Origin of the sequence: Hyphomonas johnsonii MHS-2 (assembly GCF_000685275.1) — a bacterium.
Lineage (GTDB): Bacteria > Pseudomonadota > Alphaproteobacteria > Caulobacterales > Hyphomonadaceae > Hyphomonas > Hyphomonas johnsonii.
This window is the reverse complement of the sequence record NZ_ARYK01000013.1, coordinates 1-20,630: the sequence shown is the minus strand read 5'-3', so window position 1 is coordinate 20,630 and position 20,630 is coordinate 1. Positions and strand designations below refer to the sequence as shown.

17 protein-coding genes, 1 tRNA gene and 2 riboswitches are annotated in these 20,630 nt (G+C 64.5%); of the genes, 7 read left to right on the top strand and 11 right to left on the bottom strand.

Annotated features, from left to right (window positions below; genetic code table 11):
- Positions 1 to 40 precede the first annotated feature (40 nt).
- Positions 41 to 370 (bottom strand): hypothetical protein, encoded by a 330-nt coding sequence (locus tag HJO_RS16845; protein WP_162173859.1) that lies wholly within the window; start codon positions 368 to 370, stop codon positions 41 to 43.
- 163 nt (positions 371 to 533) lie between these two features.
- Between HJO_RS16845 and HJO_RS16840 the strand changes: the two genes are divergently transcribed.
- Positions 534 to 1,904: an acyltransferase family protein gene (locus tag HJO_RS16840; protein WP_035619377.1), complete on the top strand. Its 1,371-nt coding sequence runs from the start codon at positions 534 to 536 to the stop codon at positions 1,902 to 1,904.
- Positions 1,905 to 1,922: 18 nt separating this feature from the next.
- Here HJO_RS16840 and gcvPB read toward each other — a convergent pair whose 3' ends face one another.
- From gcvPB to HJO_RS16805, 7 genes are all read right to left on the bottom strand, one after another.
- Positions 1,923 to 3,494, bottom strand: a complete 1,572-nt coding sequence (gcvPB, locus tag HJO_RS16835) for an aminomethyl-transferring glycine dehydrogenase subunit GcvPB (RefSeq protein ID WP_035619376.1) — start codon at positions 3,492 to 3,494, stop codon at positions 1,923 to 1,925.
- Positions 3,494 to 4,837 (bottom strand): aminomethyl-transferring glycine dehydrogenase subunit GcvPA, encoded by a 1,344-nt coding sequence (gcvPA, locus tag HJO_RS16830; RefSeq protein ID WP_035619375.1) that lies wholly within the window; start codon positions 4,835 to 4,837, stop codon positions 3,494 to 3,496. Before gcvPA ends, gcvPB begins: the two co-directional genes overlap by 1 nt.
- A gap of 3 nt (positions 4,838 to 4,840) precedes the next feature.
- Entirely contained in the window at positions 4,841 to 5,212 is a 372-nt protein-coding gene (gcvH, locus tag HJO_RS16825) for a glycine cleavage system protein GcvH (protein ID WP_035619374.1), read from the bottom strand.
- A gap of 15 nt (positions 5,213 to 5,227) precedes the next feature.
- Positions 5,228 to 6,385 carry a glycine cleavage system aminomethyltransferase GcvT gene (gene gcvT / locus HJO_RS16820; RefSeq protein ID WP_035619372.1) on the bottom strand — a complete coding sequence of 386 codons (1,158 nt, stop codon included), beginning with the start codon at positions 6,383 to 6,385 and terminating at the stop codon, positions 5,228 to 5,230.
- A gap of 52 nt (positions 6,386 to 6,437) precedes the next feature.
- Positions 6,438 to 6,522: riboswitch (glycine riboswitch) on the bottom strand.
- A gap of 1 nt (position 6,523) precedes the next feature.
- Positions 6,524 to 6,615, bottom strand: a riboswitch (glycine riboswitch).
- 90 nt (positions 6,616 to 6,705) lie between these two features.
- The gene (locus HJO_RS16815) at positions 6,706 to 7,833 is read right to left on the bottom strand and encodes a YcjF family protein (RefSeq protein WP_035619369.1); all 1,128 of its coding nucleotides are present in this window, start codon (positions 7,831 to 7,833) and stop codon (positions 6,706 to 6,708) included.
- A gap of 68 nt (positions 7,834 to 7,901) precedes the next feature.
- A complete protein-coding gene (locus HJO_RS18750) occupies positions 7,902 to 10,028 on the bottom strand; it encodes an arginine--tRNA ligase (protein ID WP_084142197.1) in 2,127 nt (708 codons plus the stop codon).
- A 3-nt stretch (positions 10,029 to 10,031) separates the two neighbouring features.
- Positions 10,032 to 10,592 (bottom strand): hypothetical protein, encoded by a 561-nt coding sequence (locus HJO_RS16805; RefSeq protein WP_241764782.1) that lies wholly within the window; start codon positions 10,590 to 10,592, stop codon positions 10,032 to 10,034.
- A gap of 111 nt (positions 10,593 to 10,703) precedes the next feature.
- Between HJO_RS16805 and ispH the strand changes: the two genes are divergently transcribed.
- Together ispH and HJO_RS16795 are read left to right on the top strand one after the other, a co-directional pair.
- Positions 10,704 to 11,651, top strand: coding sequence for a 4-hydroxy-3-methylbut-2-enyl diphosphate reductase (gene ispH, locus HJO_RS16800; RefSeq protein ID WP_035619367.1), 948 nt, complete (start codon positions 10,704 to 10,706; stop codon positions 11,649 to 11,651).
- A gap of 150 nt (positions 11,652 to 11,801) precedes the next feature.
- Positions 11,802 to 13,433 (top strand): DUF389 domain-containing protein, encoded by a 1,632-nt coding sequence (locus HJO_RS16795; RefSeq protein ID WP_051618750.1) that lies wholly within the window; start codon positions 11,802 to 11,804, stop codon positions 13,431 to 13,433.
- Here the strand turns inward: HJO_RS16795 and HJO_RS16790 are convergent.
- On the bottom strand, positions 13,428 to 13,979 hold the full coding sequence (locus HJO_RS16790) for an NADPH-dependent FMN reductase (RefSeq protein ID WP_035619365.1): 552 nt from the start codon (positions 13,977 to 13,979) through the stop codon (positions 13,428 to 13,430). The two genes, HJO_RS16795 and HJO_RS16790, sit on opposite strands and share 6 nt — an antisense overlap.
- A 599-nt stretch (positions 13,980 to 14,578) precedes the next feature.
- Here HJO_RS16790 and trhO point away from each other — a divergent pair.
- The 3 genes from trhO (at position 14,579) to HJO_RS16770 (ending at position 16,292) form a co-directional block, all read left to right on the top strand.
- Positions 14,579 to 15,520 (top strand): oxygen-dependent tRNA uridine(34) hydroxylase TrhO, encoded by a 942-nt coding sequence (gene trhO, locus HJO_RS16780; RefSeq protein ID WP_035619360.1) that lies wholly within the window; start codon positions 14,579 to 14,581, stop codon positions 15,518 to 15,520.
- Positions 15,517 to 16,167: a glutathione S-transferase gene (locus HJO_RS16775; protein WP_035619358.1), complete on the top strand. Its 651-nt coding sequence runs from the start codon at positions 15,517 to 15,519 to the stop codon at positions 16,165 to 16,167. Before trhO ends, HJO_RS16775 begins: the two co-directional genes overlap by 4 nt.
- 48 nt (positions 16,168 to 16,215) lie before the next feature.
- A tRNA-Pro gene (locus HJO_RS16770) sits at positions 16,216 to 16,292 on the top strand.
- 103 nt (positions 16,293 to 16,395) lie between these two features.
- Here HJO_RS16770 and alaS read toward each other — a convergent pair.
- Positions 16,396 to 19,035 carry an alanine--tRNA ligase gene (alaS, locus tag HJO_RS16765; protein WP_035619356.1) on the bottom strand — a complete coding sequence of 880 codons (2,640 nt, stop codon included), beginning with the start codon at positions 19,033 to 19,035 and terminating at the stop codon, positions 16,396 to 16,398.
- Between the two features lie 186 nt (positions 19,036 to 19,221).
- The gene (recA, locus tag HJO_RS16760) at positions 19,222 to 20,319 is read right to left on the bottom strand and encodes a recombinase RecA (RefSeq protein WP_035619354.1); all 1,098 of its coding nucleotides are present in this window, start codon (positions 20,317 to 20,319) and stop codon (positions 19,222 to 19,224) included.
- Here recA and HJO_RS18870 point away from each other — a divergent pair.
- Positions 20,237 to 20,630, top strand: a 394-nt coding sequence (locus HJO_RS18870; RefSeq protein WP_338390244.1) for a DUF2093 domain-containing protein, incomplete at its 3' end; no start/stop codon positions are given. The two genes, recA and HJO_RS18870, sit on opposite strands and share 83 nt — an antisense overlap.

Here is a 20,630-nt window from a genome sequence, read left to right as displayed (position 1 = left end):
CCCAGAATTGCACGGGCGGCAAGGGCTGACGCCCCCGGCGTCACTTTTTGCGGGGCAAAATCGCCTTTTTCTCGCGGGCAAAGACAAGTTTCATCAGCCAGTTGGGCGCAAACCGCTCCACTTTCGGGTGCCGGGCCAGCACGCTTTCCATCCAGCGGTGGCCCCAGACCGAGTTGCGGCCCAGCAGGACCACGCCCAGAATGCCGAACGGCAAGCCGATCGGGATCAACGGAGTCAGGATGCCGATCGGGATCGACATCGCGATCATCAGGAGGCCCACAATCGCCAGCACCTGGCGCAGCGCCGTGTTGAATCCCGAACGCAGGGGCGTACTGGTCTTGGCCGACGGCATGGATGTGGTCTCGGTCATCGTCTCTGTTTCATCGTCGGGCATGAGGGCAAATATGGGGCGTATCCGTGTCGGAGCCAACTAAAACACTCTGATGTGTTCAAAGTCTGGCAACACCGTTACCGGATTGCTACAGCTGATATAGATCGTGCCGCTGAATGCGGTCAGGTGCCATGAGGTCGCAATGAAGCTTCAGTCAATACAGGTTCTGCGCGGACTGGCTGCTTTCCTCGTCGTCATCTATCACATCAGGTCACTCGAAGGGCTCGGAATCGCCGCGCACGGCGGCACGGAACTGCCTTTTGTCGGCGGCCTGTTCACCAATGGCTATGCCGGTGTCGACCTGTTCTTCGTGATCTCGGGCTTCATCATGGTTTACGTGACGCAGGGCCTGCAGCCGGGCGCCCGCGCCAGCGTCGACTTCCTGTTTGCCCGTGCAACGCGGATCTATCCGGTCTGGTGGTTCTTTGCCGGCATCATGACGGCCTACATGATCGTCGCCCATGGCCTCAACGCGGAGGCCGGCGGCTGGGCTGCCATTTCGCGGACCGAACCCCTGATCCCCTACCTGCTGAAATCCTTCGCACTGGTGCCGCAACCGGAAATGCCGATCCTCGGCGTCGGGTGGACGCTTGTCCACGAGATGTACTTCTACCTCGTCTTCTCGCTGATCCTGCTGGCGCCGCGCCGATGGTGGCCGGGCCTGCTGCTGGTCTGGGGCAGCGCCGTCGTTGCCGGGTCGGTGGCGGGCCTGTCCGGCGCCTTTGCCAATGAATTACCGGCCCTCGCCTTCTACCCGATGACCATGGAATTCATCCTCGGTGCCGTCGTCGGCCTGGTTGTCACGTCCGGTGTCGCCTGGCGCCCCGGCCTGGTCACGCTGGGAGCGACCCTCTGGCTGCTGGCCAGCCTGTGCTACCAGGGCATCGAGACCGCCGCCACGCTGCAATGGGGCCGCGTCGTGTGGTTCGGCCTGCCCTGCGCCGTCCTGATCTACGGGTTCGCCACGCTCGACCTGGTGCAGCGCCTGTCCTGGCTGGTGCCTGCCATCCTGGGCGCGATCTGCGGCGGCGCCGTCTACCAGCTCTACGGCCTCCTCGACACCAGCCCGGACGATCTGCGGCTGGCCGGCACGATCCTCGCCGTCACGGTTGGTGCGATCACAATGGCCATCACGCTCTGGTTCGGATGGCTCGGCGGGCAGGCGATGCCCGACCGGCTGCTAGCCATTGCGCCCTGGTTCCAGCGCTGGGGCCGCCGCCTTGCCCGCCTCGGCGACTGGTCCTTCTCGCTCTATCTCTGCCACATGCTGGTACTCAGCCTGCTGCGCCGCGTCTTCCACATGCTCGGCAACAATTTTTTCATCGCCCCGGTGTTCCACCTCGGCAATCCGGGCCGCCTCGACAATATCGCGTTCCTGATCTCAGGAATCGTCCTCAGCATCGTCGCGGCTGCGCTGGCCTACCGCTTCATCGAGCGCCCGTGCATCATCCTGTTCGGACGCCTGCGCGAACGCCTGTTCCACCGCACGCCGGTCGCGCTGCAGCCGGCCTGACCCGGCCCCGGCCGCACGCTATTCAGCGGCGACCGTGCTGGCAGTTTCCGGCACCCATTTCAGCACGGGCTTGCGCGCTGCCCGGGTCTCGTCCAGCCGCCGCATCGGGGCCAGGTAAGGCGCGCCCTTCAGCGTGTCGTCACCCTGCGCCGCGCGCCGCGCGATGCTTTCCAGCGACGCACAGAACCGGTCGAGTTCGGCCTTGCTCTCGGTCTCGGTCGGCTCGATCAGCATCGCGCCATGCACCACCAGCGGGAAGTACATGGTCATCGGGTGATAGCCTTCGTCGATCAGCGCCTTGGCGATATCCAGCGTCTCGATACCGTCTGCCGTGAAGGCATCCGAGAACAGCGCCTCGTGCATGCAATAGCCTTCGAAGGCCGGGGTCATCACGGTCTTCAGCTTCGCCGCGATATAGTTCGCGTTCAGCACGGCATCCTCGGCGACCTGCTTCAGGCCGTCGGCACCGTGGCTCAGCATGTAGGCCAGCGCCCGCACGAACATGCCCATCTGGCCGTGGAAGGCCACCATGCGGCCAAAGCTTTCGCTCGCCTCGCCTTCGACTTCCTCGACAAGGCTGAACACGCCATCCTCGTTCTTCACCACGAAGGGCACAGGCGCATAGGGTGCCAGCGCTTCGGACAGGACGGTCGGGCCAGAGCCCGGCCCGCCGCCGCCATGCGGGGTGGAGAAGGTCTTGTGCAGGTTGATGTGCATGGCATCGACGCCCAGGTCGCCCGGCCGCACACGGCCCACGATGGCGTTGAAGTTCGCGCCATCGCAATAGAAATAGCCGCCCGCCGCGTGGATCAGGTCGGCGATCTCCTTGATGTCCGTCTCGAACAGGCCGCACGTGTTCGGATTGGTCAGCATGATGCCGGCCACGTCATCCGTGCGTTCCAGCTTGGCGCGCAGCATGTCCATGTCGACACGGCCGCGCTTGTTCGCCTTGATCTCGTCCACGACGAAACCGCACTGCACCGCCGTCGCCGGGTTGGTGCCATGCGCCGAGGCCGGCACCAGAACGCGCTTGCGTGTCTCGCCTTCGCCGCGCGCAATCAGCGCCTGACGGATCGCCAGCATGCCGCACAATTCGCCATGCGCGCCCGCCTTCGGGCTCATCGCCACGAAGGGCATGTTGGTCAGCGTCTTCAGCCAGGTTGCCAGTTCGTCGATCAGTTCCAGCGCGCCCTGCACGGTCGCCTGCGGCTGCATCGGGTGAATGTCGCCAAAGCCCGGCAGGCGCGCCATCTTCTCGTTGAGGCGCGGATTGTGCTTCATCGTGCAGCTGCCCAGCGGGAAGAAGCCGAGGTCGATGGCATAATTCCTCTGCGACAGGCGCATGTAATGGCGCACCATTTCCGGCTCGGACAGGCCCGGCAGGCCGGTCGGCACCTTGCGCGCCACACCGCCGAGGCGCCCCGTCCGGTTCTGCGGCGCAGGCAGGTCGACGCCTGTCGTTTCACTGGTCCCGATCTCGAAGATCAGGTCCGCATGCTGCAACAGGCCACGCGAGCCGGAGACCGTCTCGATGGAAGCAACGGATGCAGCAGTCGGCGCCGTGGGGCGGCCTTGATTGTTCATGGTCATCAGACAATCTCCTTCAGCGCCGCCGCATAGGCCGCGATGTCTTCCGGCGTCGTGCATTCCGTCGCGGCGCAGATGATCACGTCGCCCAGGTGTTCGCCCGGAAACAGGCGGCTCGCCCGCACGCCGCCGACAACGCCAGCCTCGTCCAGCATGGCCAGCACGGCTTCGGCATTCATCGGTGTGCGGAACGCAAACTCGTTGAAGAAGCGCGGTGTCAGCACCTCCACGCCCGGCACGGCTTCCAGCGCATCGGCCAGGTCGCACGCCGCTTCATGGTTCAGCAGCGCCAACCCTTGCAGGCCCTTGTCGCCCAGCAGCGTCATGTGCGCCGTGAAGGCCAGCGCGCAGAGGCCTGAATTGGTACAGATATTCGACGTCGCCTTGTCACGGCGGATATGCTGTTCGCGCGTCGACAGGGTCAGCACGAAACCGCGCTTGCCGTCGGCATCCACCGTCTCGCCGCACAACCGTCCCGGCATCTGGCGCACCAGTTTTTCCGTGCACGCAAAGAGGCCCACATACGGCCCGCCAAAGCCGAGCGGCACGCCGATCGACTGGCCCTCGCCCACGGCAATGTCAGCGCCCATTTCGCCCGGAGGCGTCACCAGGCCCAGCGACACCGCTTCGGTGAACACCGACACGAACAGCGCGCCCTTGCCATGCGCCGCTTCGGCCACGCCGGACATGTCCGTCACCGTGCCGAATATGTTCGGGCTTTGCCCGATCACGCAGGCGGTATCGTCATCCACCATGTCGGCCAGGGCGATCTCGCCATCGATCACCACGGGCAGGTGCACGGCCTCCAGGCCCTGCGCCTCGCACAGCAGCTTGGTCGCCGCCGCATAGTGCGGGTGCAGGCCGCCCGACAGGATCACCTTCTTCCGGCGCGTCACGCGGCAGGCCATCACGGCGGCCTCGGCACAGGCGGTCGAACCGTCATACATCGACGCATTCGCCACATCCATCGCCGTCAACGCGGCCACCTGCGTCTGGAATTCGAACAGGGTCTGCAACGTGCCCTGCGCGATTTCAGGCTGGTAGGGCGTGTAGGTCGTCAGGAACTCGGACCGCTGGATCACCATGTCCACGCTGGCCGGGATATGGTGCTTGTAGGCGCCGCAGCCGACAAAGAACGGGCCCGACGAGGCCGAACGGTTCTTCGCCGCCAGCTTCGACAAGTGCCGCTCCACCGCCAGCTCGCCCTGATGGTCCGGCAGGCCGGCCACCTTGCCGCCCAGGCGGGCGGATTTCGGCACGTCGCCGTAGAAGTCATCCGCGCTCTTCGCGCCGATGACTTTCAGCATCGCCTTGCGGTCGTCATCCGTGAGGGGAAGGTAGCGCATGAATTACAGGCCCTTGCAGAATGCAGTATAGGCGGCTTCGTCCATCAGGCCGTCCAGCTCTCCGGTATCGGACAGCTTGATCACGCAGAACCAGCCGTCGCCTTCCGGGCTTTCATTGACCGTCTCCGGTGCGTCGGCCAGCGCCGCATTGGCTTCGGTCACTTCACCGCTGACCGGCGCATAGACATCCGACGCGGCCTTGACGCTCTCGACGACGGCCATGTCGTCGCCTTTCTTCACGGTCTTGCCGACGTCCGGCGTCTCGACGAACACCACATCGCCCAGCTGTTCAGCCGCGTATTTCGTGATGCCCACCTTGCCGGCGTCGCCCTCGACGCTGATCCACTCGTGGTCTTCTGTGTAATAGGTCGCCATGTGTATTCCCCCTGTCTAGCGTTTGTAATTGTGCGGAACGAACGGCAGCGCGACGACTTCGCCCGGCCGTGCCTTGCCTCTGACCATCAGGTCGACTTTCGTGCCCGGCGCCGCGTGGGCAGCCGCGATGTATCCCATCGCCACCGGATGATCGACGGTTGGTCCAAAGCCGCCGGAGGTCACCACGCCCACCGTCTTGCCATCGATCTCGATTTCCGTGCCTTCCCGCGCCGGGGCCCGCTCCAGCGGGCGAATGCCGACACGCTTTTCGGCCGGGCCATCCTTCAGCGCCGCGAGGATCCGCGCCGCGCCGGGGAAATTGCCCGCCTCGCGCCGCGTCTTCTGGATCACCCAGGCCATGCCGGCCTCGACCGGGTCGCGGGTCGCATCCATGTCATGTCCGTAAAGGCACAGTCCGGCCTCCAGGCGCAGCGAATCGCGCGCGCCCAGGCCGACCGGCCTGACCCGCGTGTCTTCCAGCATTTCCTCGACCAGCGGCACGCCGGCCACGGCGCTCACCAGCACCTCGAACCCGTCCTCGCCGGTATAGCCGCAGCGCGACACGATGCACCGCGTACCGTTCAGTTCGAACGGCATGTGGTGCATGAATGCCAGCTCTTCGCAGCCGGGGAAGAAATCGCTCATCACGTCGACGGCTTCCGGCCCCTGCAGTGCAAACAGGATGCGGTCATCGGCGCGCGTCAGCACGGCCTTGCCGGCCAGCGCTGTCTCGAAAATCTCCCAGTCCTGATGCTTCACCGCGCCATTCACGACGATGTAGAGGCTGCCCTGGGCATCATCGCCAATCGGGCGCGTGATGATCAGGTCATCAAGGATGCCGCCTTCGGCGTTCAGCAGCACGGTCAGCCGCGCCTGGCCCTGTTTCAGGCCGGCAATGTCCGACGGTACCAGGGTCTCGACCAGCGCGGAAATCGCGGCATGCGCCTCGTCGCCCCCACCGATCCCCTCTTCCAGGGTCAGGAAGCACGGGCCCATATGGGACACATCGAACAGGCCGGCATGGGTGCGCGTCCAGGTGTGTTCGCCCATCACGCCCATCGGGAACTGCACGGGCATCTCATAGCCCGCGAACGGCACGATCCGTGCGCCGAGGTCGACATGCATGTCGTACAGCGGCGTACGCTTCAATGTCTCTGTGGTCTGGTTTGCCATGCGCCCTCAATCCAAAAGGTGACGGATCGGCACCGGGCCGAAAACCGTCGCCCCCGCTGTCCTGGGCGCCTGAGAGATTCCGCCCGGCATGCGGGCTTGCTCCTTCGGCGAGGCCCCGAAGGCCTCTTTCCAGCGTGTTGACCCTGTCCGGTCCTTTTGCCTGAGCGTTTCCGGGGCGGTTGCGCCTTCGGCGGCAGCCTCGAAGGCTGCTCTCTCCCGGGACAGGATTGAATTGACCTCGACCTAGAACGGATTCGACGGTCCGGCAAGCAACGACTGCTGCCACCGGCCGCCAATTCACACTTCTGCCTGCGGATCGGTCAGGCCCCCTCCGGTTTGCCCCCGAACCAGCTCTGGACCAGGCCCCAGGCATTCCGGGAGCCGGAGAACGCCTTTTCGGTCGCCCGCGCGGCATGCGCCGTCAGCCCACCACACCGTTTCAGCAGGTCGGTCACGACCGAGCCGGATTCCTGCTTCACGCCCTGCAGCGCCTCTTCCGAGATGGCCTGGGCCTGTCCGGCCGACCAGCCCTTGAAGCTGCGGCACCGGCGCTTGGCCAGGTAGCCGAGCTTCAGCGTCATCATCGCATTGATACCGCCATCCATCAGCGGACCGGCAACCAGCCCGCCCATCCGGCCCAGCAGGCCGCCAATGACATCGCCTGTAATGTCGGTGACATCGTCCAGCGCCCGCGACACCACCACGATGCCCGCGACATCGCGCAGGATGCGCAGGCTGCCCCACAGGTGCGGCCGCCCGAAATAAATCCGCGACACCCGTGCAATCAGGTTGGCATTGCGCCACAGCACGATGAAGGCATCGACCGTGCCGTTCATCGACACCGCTGTCGCAACGCCCACGCCAACGGCCTCGGCATGGATCAGCGCATTCACCTTCGCATCCAGCGGCTTCAGCAGGGCTTCGATATGGTCGCGCTCGAACGCTTCAAGCTCCACCGACACCGTCAGCGCCTCGCCCTGCGGTCCGCGCGCGGCCCGCTCCAGCAGCACACGGCCCTTGGCGATGCCCTCGCGAATGGCCTCGCGTTCGTCCTGCACCAGAGGGTTTCGGGCCAGCATGTCCAGGTATTTCAGGTCATATTTCAGGCGTGCCGCCAGCGCCGCCGGATCGGGGGCCTTCGGATCAATCACGATCGCGGGCGGGCGCGCCGCCACCGGCATGGCCAGGAAAGACCGGATCGGCCTGCCGACCATGACCGCGAGAATCAGCGCCAAGATCACGACATAGGCAAAGCCCAGCACCGGATGCACATCGTCGAACATCCGATAGAACAGGAACCCCTGCCCGATCACGACAAGGAAGGCGACCACGATGAAGGCCGTCGCCGACCATTTCACGAAGCGCCAGCCTCGCGCCCATTGCGAGGCAAGTTCCCATTGAACGCCGTCGCCGGGCCCTGCGGGCTGCGCTTTGAGTGCCTTCGCCATGACTGTCTCCTCTGTGTCGCGGTCGATCCGTCGATACAGAAGACATAGGCACACACAGGCGCAATGCCCTACATGCGCTCAGGCACGTCGATCCCGAGAATCCCGAGTCCCACTTCCAGCTGCCTCAGCACGGCCGTCGCCAGCGCCAGCCGGCTCGCCCGCAGCGCTGGATCGCTCTCATTCGCGATCGGCAGCGCGCCATAGAAGCCGCTGAAGGCCTGGCTCAGGCCGAACACGTGCTCGCACAATATATGCGGCATCCGCTTCTCGCGCGCGCCCAGCAGGGCCGCGCCGAACCCGTCCAGCGCCAGGACCAGCGCGCGTTCCGCGTCATGGCCCACGACAATCTCGCCCGGCGCATTGCCGTCCGCCTCGGCCCGCCGCAGCAGAGACTTGATCCGCACGGCGGCATAAAGAAGGTACGGCCCTGTCTTGCCCTCAAAGCTCGTGAAACGCTCGATGTCGAACACGTAGTTTGTCGTGCGTGTGTTTTGCAAGTCTGCAAACCGCAAAGCCGCTACAGCTATTGGCCGAGCGTATAGCTCCTCAATGTATTCCTGCAGACGTCTAAGAATGATTGAGCTTGAGCGCGAGGAATCAAATACCCCAAGCGCCCTAAAATTGAACTTGAGTAAGTGTCCAACAATAGTGTCTATTAATTGGGACTTGGTTTTATCAATCGCCAATCCATAAAAGTAATGCATAGCATTGGCTTCGCTCTTGAGCGTACTCTTTCTTATAATGTTATTGAAACTAGTCGACGTTTTTCTAACATTCCATTCGTCTTTCATTCGCATGCTTCGAAAGGTCATCATCAAATTGACATAGAGCTTGGCTAGAGACCTTCTTCCAAGTTTCCTGTTTAAGGAAAAGTGTTCCTGGATCGCCCTTGTGAGGCCATCGTGTACGATAAATTCTCCAGTGGAAGCATCTTCTCTAAAGAGTTTTTCTTTCACTGCCTCTGTGGTGATGAGAATTAGATCTGCCAGCCGCAGCACACCGCCTTCGCGCGTCTTGAACGGCTTGCCGTCCGGCCCGTTGACCGTGCCGAAACCGATATGTTCGAGATGCCCCTCATCAATCAGGCCGACCAGTTCAGCCGCCCGGAACACCTGTTCGAAATGCAACGCCTGGCGCTGGTCGACGACATACAGCATCCGCTCGGCCGTCGGATGCATGTGCATCATCCGGTCCTCGATCGTCGCGAGGTCCGTCGTGTGATAGCCCGTGCCGCCGCGCGAATTGAGCAGCATCACCGGCGGCATTTCCTTCTTGTCGCTCTCACGCGCCACATGAACGATCAGCGCGCCCTGGCTTTCCTCGGCCAGCCCCGCCTTGCAGAACCGCTCGATCAGGCCCGGGATCAGGTGGTCAACATCGCTCTCGCCCTTCCACAGGTCGAACGAGACATTGAGGAAGGCATAATCGACCTTCAGCGCCGCCACCGACACATTGATGAAATGCTTCAGCAGCGCGCGATAGCCGGGCCGCCCCGCCTGCAGTTCGGCCACGGCATTCTGCGAGCGTTGGTTGCGCGCCGGGTCGTCCTTGGCCTTGTTGCTCGCCGCCGGATACAGCCGCCCGAGGTCCTCAATCGTGACCGGCGGCTCGTCCGGATAAGGCCCGGTATAGCTCTCATCGAAATAGATCAGGTCCGGCTGCTCGTCATACAGCTCGGTGACAAGGTGGCCCATTTGCAGGCCCCAGTCGCCAAGGTGCGTGTCCGACGTCACCGTATCGCCGAGGAATTTGAGCAACCTTTGCAGCGTGTCGCCGATCACCGCCGAGCGCAAATGCCCGACATGCATTGGCTTGGCCACGTTCGGCCCACCAAAGTCGATCACCGTCACCTGCGGATCGGGCGCCGGCTCACCACCGGCCATGTCCTTGTCTGCCAGAATGTCTGCCGCCCGGGCCGACAGAACAGCGTCGGATACGCGGAGATTGATAAAGCCCGGCCCCGCCACCTCCGCCGACAGCACAGCTGGATAGGCCTTCAGCACCTCGGCAATCTCGCTGGCAATCTCGCGCGGGTTCCGCCCGGCAGACTTGGCCGCGCCCATCGCGCCATCGCACTGGAAATCCGCCAGGTCCGGCTTGTCGGAACGGCGCACATCGCCCCAGCGCGCCTCCAGCCCGATGGCAGAGAAGGCGGCGCTAGCGGCCGCCGTCAGGTCTTTGGTCAGGCTGGCCATGGTCTAGTGTTCAGCGTCGAGGCGGTAACGCTTGCCGGCACGGTTGAATGCCAGCTGTTCCGGCGTCAGGTCAAACCCGACCAGGATCTCGAAATTGGACCCTGAAACGCTCTCGTCGAGGCGCGGAATCTTGATTCGCATCAGCTTGGCGGTCTGGCCGTCGAGCCGTTTGCCGCCTGCGAAATTTCCCTTGATGGCGAAATGCTCCTTCGCCAGGACCTTGCCGTTGCGCCGGGTCACCGCCACGAAATACGGATAGACATGCTCGCCGGCCTTGGCGGCCTCGCCCTTGCCGAAGGCGAAATCGATTTCCATTTCGGCGACCAGCGGGTCGTCGTCTGCATAGCGGCAGAACATGCGCACATCGGTGATTTCACCGGTATATTCGATATTCGTGTAGAGTTCCTCGCTGCCGTCCTTGAAGGACACATAGCGGGCAACATCATAGACCGAGCCGGCCGGCGGGCATGGCCCGGCATTCTGGCGGCTGTCGAACGCGTCAGCGACCTTGGACTGGCAACCGACAAGCATGGCTGCCGCGAAAAGGGTAACAAGTATGCGCATGCGTCGGCGTGTCCTTCTTGGCCTGAGGAAAAGGCCTGTCCATCTATAGGTGGACATGTGTTAAAGGGCTGCGCGCCTTGGCGCAACGCCGCAGAGGCAGGAGATCATTAAATGAGTGACAGGCCCGCCCTGACCATCCGGCTTGCCGCGCCGCGCGGATTCTGCGCCGGAGTCGACCGCGCGATCCAGATTGTCGAGGAAGCGCTGAAGAAATGGGGCGCTCCGGTCTATGTTCGCCACGAGATTGTCCACAATGCCCACGTCGTTGCCCGCCTCGAGGCGATGGGCGCCGTGTTCGTCGAGGAACTCGACGAATGCCCGACCGACCGCCCGGTCATCTTTTCTGCCCACGGCGTGCCCAAATCGGTGCCTGCCGAGGCCGCCGCCCGCCAGATGATCTATGTCGACGCCACCTGCCCGCTGGTCTCCAAGGTCCATGTCGAGGCCGAACGCCACAGCAATGAAGGCCGCGAGATGGTCCTGATCGGCCATGCCGGCCACCCGGAAGTCATCGGCACGATGGGCCAGCTGCCCGACGGCGACATCACCCTGATCGAAACCGTCGCGGATGCCGAACGCTTCGTCCCGAAAGACCCGGACAACCTCGCCTTCGTTACCCAGACCACCCTGTCGGTCGACGACACGGCCGATATCGTCGCCGCCCTGCAGGCCCGCTTCCCCGGGATTGCCAGCCCGCACAAGGAAGACATCTGCTACGCCACGACCAATCGCCAGGACGCGGTCAAGGTCTTCGCCCCCGGTGCAGACCTCGTGCTCGTCATCGGCGCCCGCACCAGTTCCAACTCCGTCCGGCTGGTTGAAGTCGCCCTGCGCGCCGGGGCGAAACGCGCCGAACTCGTCGCCAGTGCCGAAAATATCGACTGGGCCTGGTTCGACGGCATCACCACGCTCGGCCTCACTGCCGGGGCCAGCGCCCCGGAAGACCTGGTCCAGGGCGTCATCACCGCCTGCCGCGCCCGTTTCGACGTCACCATGGAAACCGTCGAGACCGCCCGTGAATCGGTCACGTTCAAGTTGCCCCGCGTCCTCGTGGAGTAAGGCTGCCTCCCGATCCGTCATCGGAATGCCACACGAATGGCCAATCGGCAGCTTTCTGTGTAAAACGCTAATGAATCCGCATGGGTATTGTCCTAAAGGCATGCGGCGGCGCTTGCCCGCCCAGCGATTCAACCGCGAGACCCGTGCACCATGGCCTTCGACAAGACCGACCCTCCCGCGCGCTTCAACATCATCCAGCGCCGCGTCAAACTGTTCCTGCGCCAACTTGCCCGCAAGATCGACCACAAGGACGTGGTCGATCATGTCTGCGAGGAAGGCCAGATGTCCGGCCGCTACATCTTCATGGCGGTCATGTCCTGCGCCATCGCGACGCTCGGCCTGCTGCTGTCCTCGCCGGCCGTCATCATCGGCGCCATGCTGATCTCGCCCCTGATGGGCCCGATCATGCTGATGGGTTTCTCGCTGACAATCCTCGACGCCTCCGCCATGCGCCGCGCCATCTTCACAATGGCCTGCGGCGTCGTCGCTGCGATCACGATTTCCTTCCTGATCGTGCGCCTGTCACCGCTCACCGAGATTACCCCGGAAATCATTGCCCGTACACGGCCCAATTTCTTCGACCTCCTCGTCGCCATCTTCTCGGGCCTCGCCGGCGGCTATGCGGTGATCCAGCGCAAGGGCGAGACGATTGTCGGCGTGGCCATCGCCACAGCCCTGATGCCGCCCCTCGCGGTCACCGGTTACGGCCTGGCGGTCGGCTCCATGCAGGTCGCCGGCGGCTCGTTCTTCCTGTTCATGACCAACCTGCTGGCGATTGCCCTGTCGGTCACCGTCCTGTCGCGCCTCTACAGTTTCGGCGCCGCACACGGCGCGCGCGGCCGCCTCTGGCAGGGCGCGCTCGTCATCGGCGTCTTCGCCGCCCTCTCGGTGCCGCTCGGCCTGGCCCTGCGCGACATTGCCTACGAGACGTCCGCCATCAACACGGTCAAGTCGGCCCTGCTCGAACCCTTCGCCGACCATGATTCCCGCATTTCCGATGTCGTGGTCTCCTTCCCCAAGAACGCCGACATCAAGGTTGACGCCACCATCCTCACCCACACCCGCGTGCCCGAGGCCGAAGCCGCACTCACCGCCAGCCTCACGGGCCGCCTTGGCCGCCCGGTCCGGGTCAATCTCGGCCAGGTCCTGATCGACGAAGACAAGACACTCGAGGCCGAGGCCTACCTGCGCATGGTGGATTCCTCGATCGCTGCGCCCCTGCGCGCCGAAATCTCCCGGCTGGAGAGCCTCGGCGAGCGCCGCCAGTCCGAAGCCGAGCTGCGCGCCGCCGTGCCGTTCCAGCTCGCTGCGGCAGACATCAATGCCGAAAACAGGACCGCCACGCTGATCGCCGCCCCGCATGACGGCCTCGCCATCTCTGCCTTCCGCACCATGGAGGAAGGCCTTGTAACCAACTTCCCCGACTGGACGATCCATATCGTGCCACCGATCACTGAACTGCCACTGATCGGTTTCGATAATGGCCAGACCACGATCTCGCCTGCCGGCGAGTCGGTGCTGGGTGACAGTATCTGGGCCCTCGAACGCTGGTCGGCCCGATCCGTCGAAGTCGTCGGCTATGCCTCGACTGCTGGGGCGCTGCGCCAGTTCGACAATCGCAGCCTCGCCTACCAGCGCGCCGTCACTGTCTCCGACCGTCTTACCCAGGCCGGCTTTGCTGCCACGCCGATCGGTGAATACCGCGCCTACCGCCAGACCGCCGACGAGAAACAGCTCGGCTACCAGCGTTTCCAGACAGTGCTCATCCGCCCCGCTTCATGACGCGGCGAACGCCGCAAACCCGGCCACGAACCCGCTGAGGCGCTCGCGCGTCGCATCGTCGGTCAGGTTGCCATCGGCATCGAACAGGGCGCCGGCGCGCGACACCATCAGGCGCCCCTCGAACCAGGGCCGCATGCCCAGTGTGCGGATCACCGGCAGCCAGTGGTTCTGCGACAGGATCGTGCCGAACCCGCCCAGCGATGCCCCGACCAGCGCGACCGGCTTGCCGCCGAATATCGCGCCGATATCGGAGGCCGGGCGCGAGGCCCAGTCGACCGCATTCTTGAACACGCCCGGGATGCCATTATTGTATTCCGGCGTGACCAACAGCACACCGTCGGCGGCACGGATTGCTGCCTTCAGGTCGGCCACCGCCGCAGGGATGCCGGTCGCCGCTTCCACGTCTGCATCATAAAGCGGGATGCCGTGCAGCGTGCGGCCCGCAACGGTCACGCCGGCCAGGTCCAGGCCCTCGGCGGCGCGCACCAGCCCCGAATTGAAAGACGCCTTCCGCAGGCTTCCGGAAATGGCGAGAATGTGAGTCATGGCAACGGGCTCCTGCAAATCATCCCTCTCCTCTACCCCCGAACCACGCTCTCGGCACATCCTTTCTGCCCGCCGCTTATCCAACCCCTCCCGGCCTGCGCGTATACTGATGGCGATGCCAGCCTTCTCCCTCCTCACCCCCATGCCCGGCCTGCCGTGGTACCTGCTGCCGATCTGGCCGCTGATCTTCTGGCGCATCCAGCGTTTGAAGAGATGGTTTCGCGCGGCAGGGCATCCCGGCGCGCAAATGCTCTGGGGCGTGATGTGGAACGGGCGGGTCGTGCTCATCCGGCTGTCGGACGACATGTCCGTGCAGCGTTCGGGCTGTTTTCGTGCACCCGTATCGGATCGGCTGCGGCTTGCCCTCACAGACACCACCCCTCCCCCATGCCTCCGGCGCACGCCGGGGACTCTCCCATTTCTGTCTCCGCGGTCTGCACACGAACCCGCCCTGCGCCGGGACTACGGATTCGCTCTCCCCGACACCTGACCCGAATTCCTGATCCCAGAACCCGGTCCCACCGCCAAGCGCCCTCACAGGCGCCGCACGTGCAGCTGCGTGTTCAAATCTGCGCCCCGATCTGCCATAAGCGGCGCAAATGACCTTTACCGTTGCCGCCTTCTACAAGTTCGTGCCCCTGCCGGACTTCAAATCCCACCAGCCCGTGCTGGCGGAAACCCTCTCGGCTGCCGGCGTGAAAGGCACGGTCCTCATCGCCTCCGAAGGCGTCAACGGCACCATTGCCGGCACCGCCGATGCCGTGGACACGGCCCTTGCCGCCCTGCGCGCCCTGCCCGGCTGCGCGGCGCTCGAGCCGAAATATTCCCGGACCGACGAGATGCCGTTCCTGCGGCTGAAAGTGCGCCTGAAGCGCGAGATCGTCACAATGGGCGTCCCCGGCACGGACCCGAACGCCCTTGTCGGCACCTATGTCGCGCCCGACGCCTGGAACGCCCTGATCACAGACTCCGATACCGTCCTGATCGACACTCGCAACGCCTACGAAACCGCCATCGGCACATTCGAAGGCGCCATCGACCCGAACACCCAATCCTTCCGCGAATTCCCGGAATGGTTCCGCGCCTTCCGCGAGAAACTCGAGGCCGAAGGCCGCAAGCCCAAGGTCGCGATGTTCTGCACCGGCGGCATCCGCTGCGAGAAAGCGACCAGCTTCGTCAAGTCCGAAGGCCTCGACGAGGTCTTCCACCTTGAAGGCGGCATCCTCAAATACCTCGAGACGGTTCCGGAACAGGACAGCAAATGGCGCGGCGAATGCTTCGTTTTCGACGAGCGCGTCTCTGTCCGCCACGATCTCACGCCCGGCTCGTATGACTTGTGCCATGCCTGCAAGCGCCCACTCTCGGACGCCGACAGGGCCCATGCCGCCTACGAGCCCGGCGTCTCCTGCCATCACTGCATCGGCGAGATGAGCGACGCCCAGCGCGCCCGCTTTGCCGAGCGCCAGAAGCAGATCGATCTCGCCAGGGCCCGCGGCGAACAGCACATGGGCCCGGAGGCACGGCGGAGCGAAGAGGCATGACCGCCGCTCCGGTCCTCTACACATTCCGGCGCTGTCCCTATGCCATGCGCGCCCGCCTGGCACTGGCGATCAGCGGCGTGCCGGTCCGCATTCGCGAAGTCATCCTGCGCGACAAGCCCGCCGCCATGCTGACCGCCAGCCCCAAGGGCACTGTGCCGGTCCTCGTCCTGCCGGACGCCAGCGTGGTCGACGAAAGCCTCGACATCATGCGCTGGGCCCTCGCCCGGAACGACCCGGACGGCTGGCTCGGCGCCGATGCGACGGAAACCGACGCGCTGATCGCCCAGTCTGACGGCCCGTTCAAACGCGCCCTCGACCGCTACAAATACCCTGACCGCCATGATGGCGCGGACCCTGAAGCCGATCGCGCCGACGGCCTCCGCATCCTGCAGCAATGGGACGCCCGCATCGCCGCCGCTGGCGGCCAGCTCCTCGCCCCTCACCGCACCCTCGCCGACATGGCGATCTTCCCCTTCGTGCGCCAGTTCGCCGCCACCGACCGCGACTGGTTCTCGGCGCAATCCCTGCCGGCGCTGCAGGCCTGGCTCGCCGGCCACCTCGCCAGCGAACTGTTCAGGGCGATCATGACCAAGCACGCCCAATGGCAGCCCGGCGCGGCCGAGCCGCTGCTGGCTGCGGCCGGCTGACCCCCTTGCAAATCTTGCGCGGGAGCGTAAATACGCCGGTCTTCGGTTCGGAGTGTGGCTCAGCCTGGTAGAGCACCGCCTTCGGGAGGCGGGGGTCGGAGGTTCGAATCCTCTCACTCCGACCATTTCATTGCAGTCCGGCCCCACCGGAATTCCTGATCCGGTAGACCCGGACCAGCGATGAAGTGCCAAACCGAAAGCGTCGGGCTGTTTGCCCCCGTCAGGATCCTATCCCGCCAGTGCCGCCCGTACAGCTGCAAGCGCTTCATCGGCCTTGCTCGCATCCGGGCCGCCGGCCTGCGCCATGTCCGGCCGTCCGCCGCCGCCCTGCCCGCCAAGCGCCGCTGCAGCGGCCTTGACCAGGTCCACAGCGGAATGGGTCGCTGTCAGGTCTGACGTGACGCCCACCGCAACGCCGGCCTTGCCGTCGGCAATGCCGACAAAGACAACCACGCCGGAGCCGATCTTGGCTTTCGCCTCGTCGACCAGGGCGCGCAGGTCCTTGCCGCCGACGCCGTCCGCGACACGCGCGATCAGCTTGATGCCGTTGATCTCTTCCGGCCCGGCAGGCGCACCGCCACCGCCGCCCATGGCCAGCTTGCGCTTGGCATCGGCGAGTTCCTTTTCGAGCGCCCGGCGTTCCTCGGTCAGGACCGTGACCTTGCGCGGCACATCCTTCAGCGGAACCTTGAGACTTTCGGCGAGGTCTTCGGCAATGCGCGCACGGCCCTTGAGCCAGGCGAGCGCCTCGGCGCCAGTGGCTGCCTCGATCCGGCGCACGCCGGCCGACACACCGCCCTCCGACGTGATCACGAACACCGCGATATCGCCTGAGCGTTCGACATGGGTGCCGCCGCAGAGCTCGACCGAATAGGCCTTGCCGCTTGCTTCACCCATCGACAGGACGCGCACTTCGTCACCGTATTTCTCGCCGAACAGGGCAAGGGCACCAGCCTCGATCGCCTTTTCCGGCGTCGTGACCTTGGTGTCGGTCGCGTTGTTCTGGCGGATCACTTCATTGACCTGGTCCTCGATCGCCTCGAGCTGCGCAGGTGTCACCGGCGCGCCATGCGAGAAGTCGAACCTCAGCCGGTCTGCCTCGACCAGCGAGCCCTTCTGCGTGACATGCTCGCCCAGCACATTGCGCAAGGCCGCATGCAGCAGGTGCGTCGCCGAATGGTTCGCCATCACGGCCCGCCGACGCGTCACGTCGACATGCAGCTTCGCCGTCGCGCCAAGCTTGGCCGCGCCACTGACCAGTTCACCGACATGCACGTGGACATCGCCCGCGCGCTTCTGGACGTCGCGCACGATGAACCGGGCACCGCCCTCGAACGTGATCTCGCCATGGTCACCGGCCTGGCCACCGCTTTCGGCGTAGAAAGGCGTGGTGTCGAACACGAGTTCCGCCGCGCCGGGCGCCAGCGTATCGGCCAGCGCCCCAGCGGAAGCGATGGCGACCAGCTTGCCCTGGCCGTCAGTCGCGGCATAGCCAGTGAAACGGGTGGGGCCGGATGCCTCGCGGACATCGAACCAGATGTCGTCTGTCGCAGCATCGCCGGAGCTGAAGCCGGCGCTGCGCGAGCCTTCGCGCTGGACATCCATGGCCGCGTCAAATGCCGCCGTGTCGACGGACATGCCGCGCGCGCGCAGGATGTCCTGCGTCAGGTCGAGCGGGAAACCGAACGTGTCATACAGGCGGAACGCCGTGTCACCGGACAGCGCGTCGCCCGCGCCGAGGCCGGTCGTGGCCTCGTCCAGCAGCGACAGGCCGCGGCCCAGCGTGCGCTGGAAGCGCGTCTCTTCCTGTTCCATTGCGGATTCGATCGCGGCCTTCGCCCGGCCGAGTTCCGGATAGGCCTTGCCCATCTCGGCGATCAGCGCAGGCGTCAGGCGGTGCATCAGCGGTTCGCGTGCGCCAAGCAGGTGCCCGTGGCGCATGGCGCGGCGCATGATGCGGCGAAGGACATAGCCGCGCCCTTCATTCGACGGCAGCACGCCGTCGGCAATCAGGAAGGCGGATGTGCGCAGGTGGTCGGCAATCACGCGGAAGGAGGCCAGGTGCTCGCCCGCAGCCTTGACGCCATACAGGTCTTCCTCGGCCCGGATCAGGTTGGCGAACAGGTCGATCTCGTAATTGTTGTGCACGCCCTGCAGGACCGCCGCGATGCGTTCAAGGCCCATGCCGGTGTCGATAGACGGTTTCGGCAGGTGCGTGCGGCTGCCGTCGGCCGCCTGCTCGAACTGCATGAACACGAGGTTCCAGATCTCGATGAACCGGTCGCCGTCCTCGTCCGGGCTTCCGGGCGGGCCGCCGGGAATCTTGTCGCCATGGTCGTAGAAGATTTCCGAACAGGGCCCGCACGGGCCGGTATCACCCATCGACCAGAAATTGTCGGACGTGGAAATGCGGATGATGCGGTCGTCCGGCAGACCGGCAATCTTCTTCCAGAGCGCGGCGGCCTCATCATCTTCGGAATAGACGGTGACGAGCAGGCGCTTCGGGTCGAGCCCGAACTGCTTGGTGACCACGTCCCAGCCGAAGTGGATCGCCTGTTCCTTGAAATAGTCGCCGAAGGAGAAATTTCCCAGCATTTCGAAGAACGTATGGTGGCGGGCCGTGTAGCCGACATTGTCGAGGTCATTGTGCTTGCCGCCCGCCCGGACGCATTTCTGCGACGTGGTGGCGCGCGGCGCGAACGGGGCCTCCGCGCCGGTGAAGATGTTCTTGAAGGGCACCATGCCGGCATTGACGAAAAGCAGCGTCGGATCGTTCTGCGGCACCAGCGGCGCCGAAGCACGGCGCGTGTGTCCCTGCTTCTCGAAGAAGGAAAGGAAGGATTCGCGGATGTCGTTCACGCCGGTCATGGGCAGGGTCCTAGCCGAATGTATTCATGCGCGGCGAGGGCAAATTCCCGCCGTGTCCAACCGGCGATATAAAGGTCCCTTCGCGGCGCGCCAAGCCGGGCGCGCCACAAAGGGACAAGTTCAGGTGGGAGACCTGGTTGAAAACTGCGGGGAAACGGCCTGATACCGGGGTGTGTGGCCCGGATATCAGCCTTCGGCGGCGTCCGGCTCGGCATCATCCTCGTGCCCGACATCCATGCCGGCCGTGAGGAGTTCGTCGGCCAGGAGGCCTGCATTGCGGCGAATCGAATCCTCGACCTCGTCGGCAATGGCCGGGTTTTCCTTGAGGAAGGTGCGGGTTTTTTCGCGGCCCTGCCCCATGCGTTCGCCCTTGTAGGAATACCAGGAACCGGCCTTTTCGATGACTTCAGCCTTGACGCCGAGATCGATCAACTCGCCGGTCTTGGAAATGCCTTCGCCGTAGATGATGTCGAACTCGACCTGCCGGAACGGCGGGGCCACCTTGTTCTTGACCACCTTGACGCGGGTCTGGTTGCCAATCACCTCGTCCCGTTCCTTGATCTGGCCGATCCGGCGGATATCGAGACGGACCGAGGCGTAGAATTTCAGTGCATTGCCGCCCGATGTCGTCTCCGGGCTACCGAACATGACGCCGATCTTGTGACGGATCTGGTTGATGAAGATGACGGTACATTTCGATTTCGAGATTGAACCGGTGAGCTTGCGCAAGGCCTGGCTCATCAGGCGCGCCTGCAGGCCGGGAAGGGAATCGCCCATCTCGCCTTCGAGTTCGGCCCGCGGCGTCAGCGCCGCCACCGAGTCGATGACCAGGAGTTCGACGGCGCCCGAGCGCACCAGCGTGTCGGCAATCTCCAATGCCTGTTCGCCGGTATCGGGCTGCGAGATCAGGAGATCATCGAGGCCTACGCCAAGCTTGCCGGCATAGACCGGGTCGAGCGCATGTTCGGCGTCGACGAAAGCGCACACGCCACCATTCTTCTGGGCTTCGGCCACACAATGCAGGGCGAGAGTCGTCTTGCCCGAACTTTCCGGACCGTAGATCTCGATGATCCGGCCGCGGGGAATGCCGCCAATGCCCAGTGCGATGTCGAGACCGAGCGAACCGGTCGAGACAGCCTCGATATCCATCACCTTGCGATCACCCAGGCGCATCACCGAGCCCTTGCCGAAAGAGCGCTCAATGTTGCTTAGGGCCGTTTCAAGAGCTTTCTGCTTATCCACACCGGATTCCTTGTCTACGAGTTGCAGCGCTGCTTTGGCCATGAGTCGTCTCCTGTGGTCCACTATGGGGGTCAGTTTGGCAAGGCCCCCTATTGCCATCCATGAGTCAGCATGTACCATATTTGTTCTGGGGAACAAAGCGGAAACTTCCTGTTTGCTGCACCTTTTCTTTTACCGCCCGATCAGGCATGGTGACAGGATGTTGACCCGATCAGACAATCGCGGCGGCGAAGCCCGCCTCCGTTACCTCGACGCCGATGTGCAGGTGCTTGCACCCGGTGATTTTGTTGTGTGTGCCGTCACCGGCCGGAAAATCCCGCTGCAGGCGCTGCGCTATTGGAGCGTCGACCGGC

Excerpts from the sequence above, each read along its gene's own strand:
- gcvH (WP_035619374.1), bottom strand. The coding sequence starts at position 5,212 with ATGGCGACCTATTACACAGAAGACCACGAGTGGATCAGCGTCGAGGGC.
- HJO_RS16845 (WP_162173859.1), bottom strand. The coding sequence starts at position 370 with ATGACCGAGACCACATCCATGCCGTCGGCCAAGACCAGTACGCCCCTG.
- gcvPB (WP_035619376.1), bottom strand. The coding sequence starts at position 3,494 with ATGACCATGAACAATCAAGGCCGCCCCACGGCGCCGACTGCTGCATCC.
- HJO_RS16775 (WP_035619358.1), top strand. The coding sequence starts at position 15,517 with ATGACCGCCGCTCCGGTCCTCTACACATTCCGGCGCTGTCCCTATGCC.
- HJO_RS18750 (WP_084142197.1), bottom strand. The coding sequence starts at position 10,028 with ATGGCCAGCCTGACCAAAGACCTGACGGCGGCCGCTAGCGCCGCCTTC.
- HJO_RS16795 (WP_051618750.1), top strand. The coding sequence starts at position 11,802 with ATGGCCTTCGACAAGACCGACCCTCCCGCGCGCTTCAACATCATCCAG.
- recA (WP_035619354.1), bottom strand. The coding sequence starts at position 20,319 with ATGGCCAAAGCAGCGCTGCAACTCGTAGACAAGGAATCCGGTGTGGAT.
- HJO_RS16805 (WP_241764782.1), bottom strand. The coding sequence starts at position 10,592 with ATGCGCATACTTGTTACCCTTTTCGCGGCAGCCATGCTTGTCGGTTGC.
- HJO_RS16790 (WP_035619365.1), bottom strand. The coding sequence starts at position 13,979 with ATGACTCACATTCTCGCCATTTCCGGAAGCCTGCGGAAGGCGTCTTTC.
- HJO_RS16840 (WP_035619377.1), top strand. The coding sequence starts at position 534 with ATGAAGCTTCAGTCAATACAGGTTCTGCGCGGACTGGCTGCTTTCCTC.
- gcvT (WP_035619372.1), bottom strand. The coding sequence starts at position 6,385 with ATGGCAAACCAGACCACAGAGACATTGAAGCGTACGCCGCTGTACGAC.
- ispH (WP_035619367.1), top strand. The coding sequence starts at position 10,704 with ATGAGTGACAGGCCCGCCCTGACCATCCGGCTTGCCGCGCCGCGCGGA.
- trhO (WP_035619360.1), top strand. The coding sequence starts at position 14,579 with ATGACCTTTACCGTTGCCGCCTTCTACAAGTTCGTGCCCCTGCCGGAC.
- alaS (WP_035619356.1), bottom strand. The coding sequence starts at position 19,035 with ATGACCGGCGTGAACGACATCCGCGAATCCTTCCTTTCCTTCTTCGAG.
- HJO_RS16815 (WP_035619369.1), bottom strand. The coding sequence starts at position 7,833 with ATGGCGAAGGCACTCAAAGCGCAGCCCGCAGGGCCCGGCGACGGCGTT.
- gcvPA (WP_035619375.1), bottom strand. The coding sequence starts at position 4,837 with ATGCGCTACCTTCCCCTCACGGATGACGACCGCAAGGCGATGCTGAAA.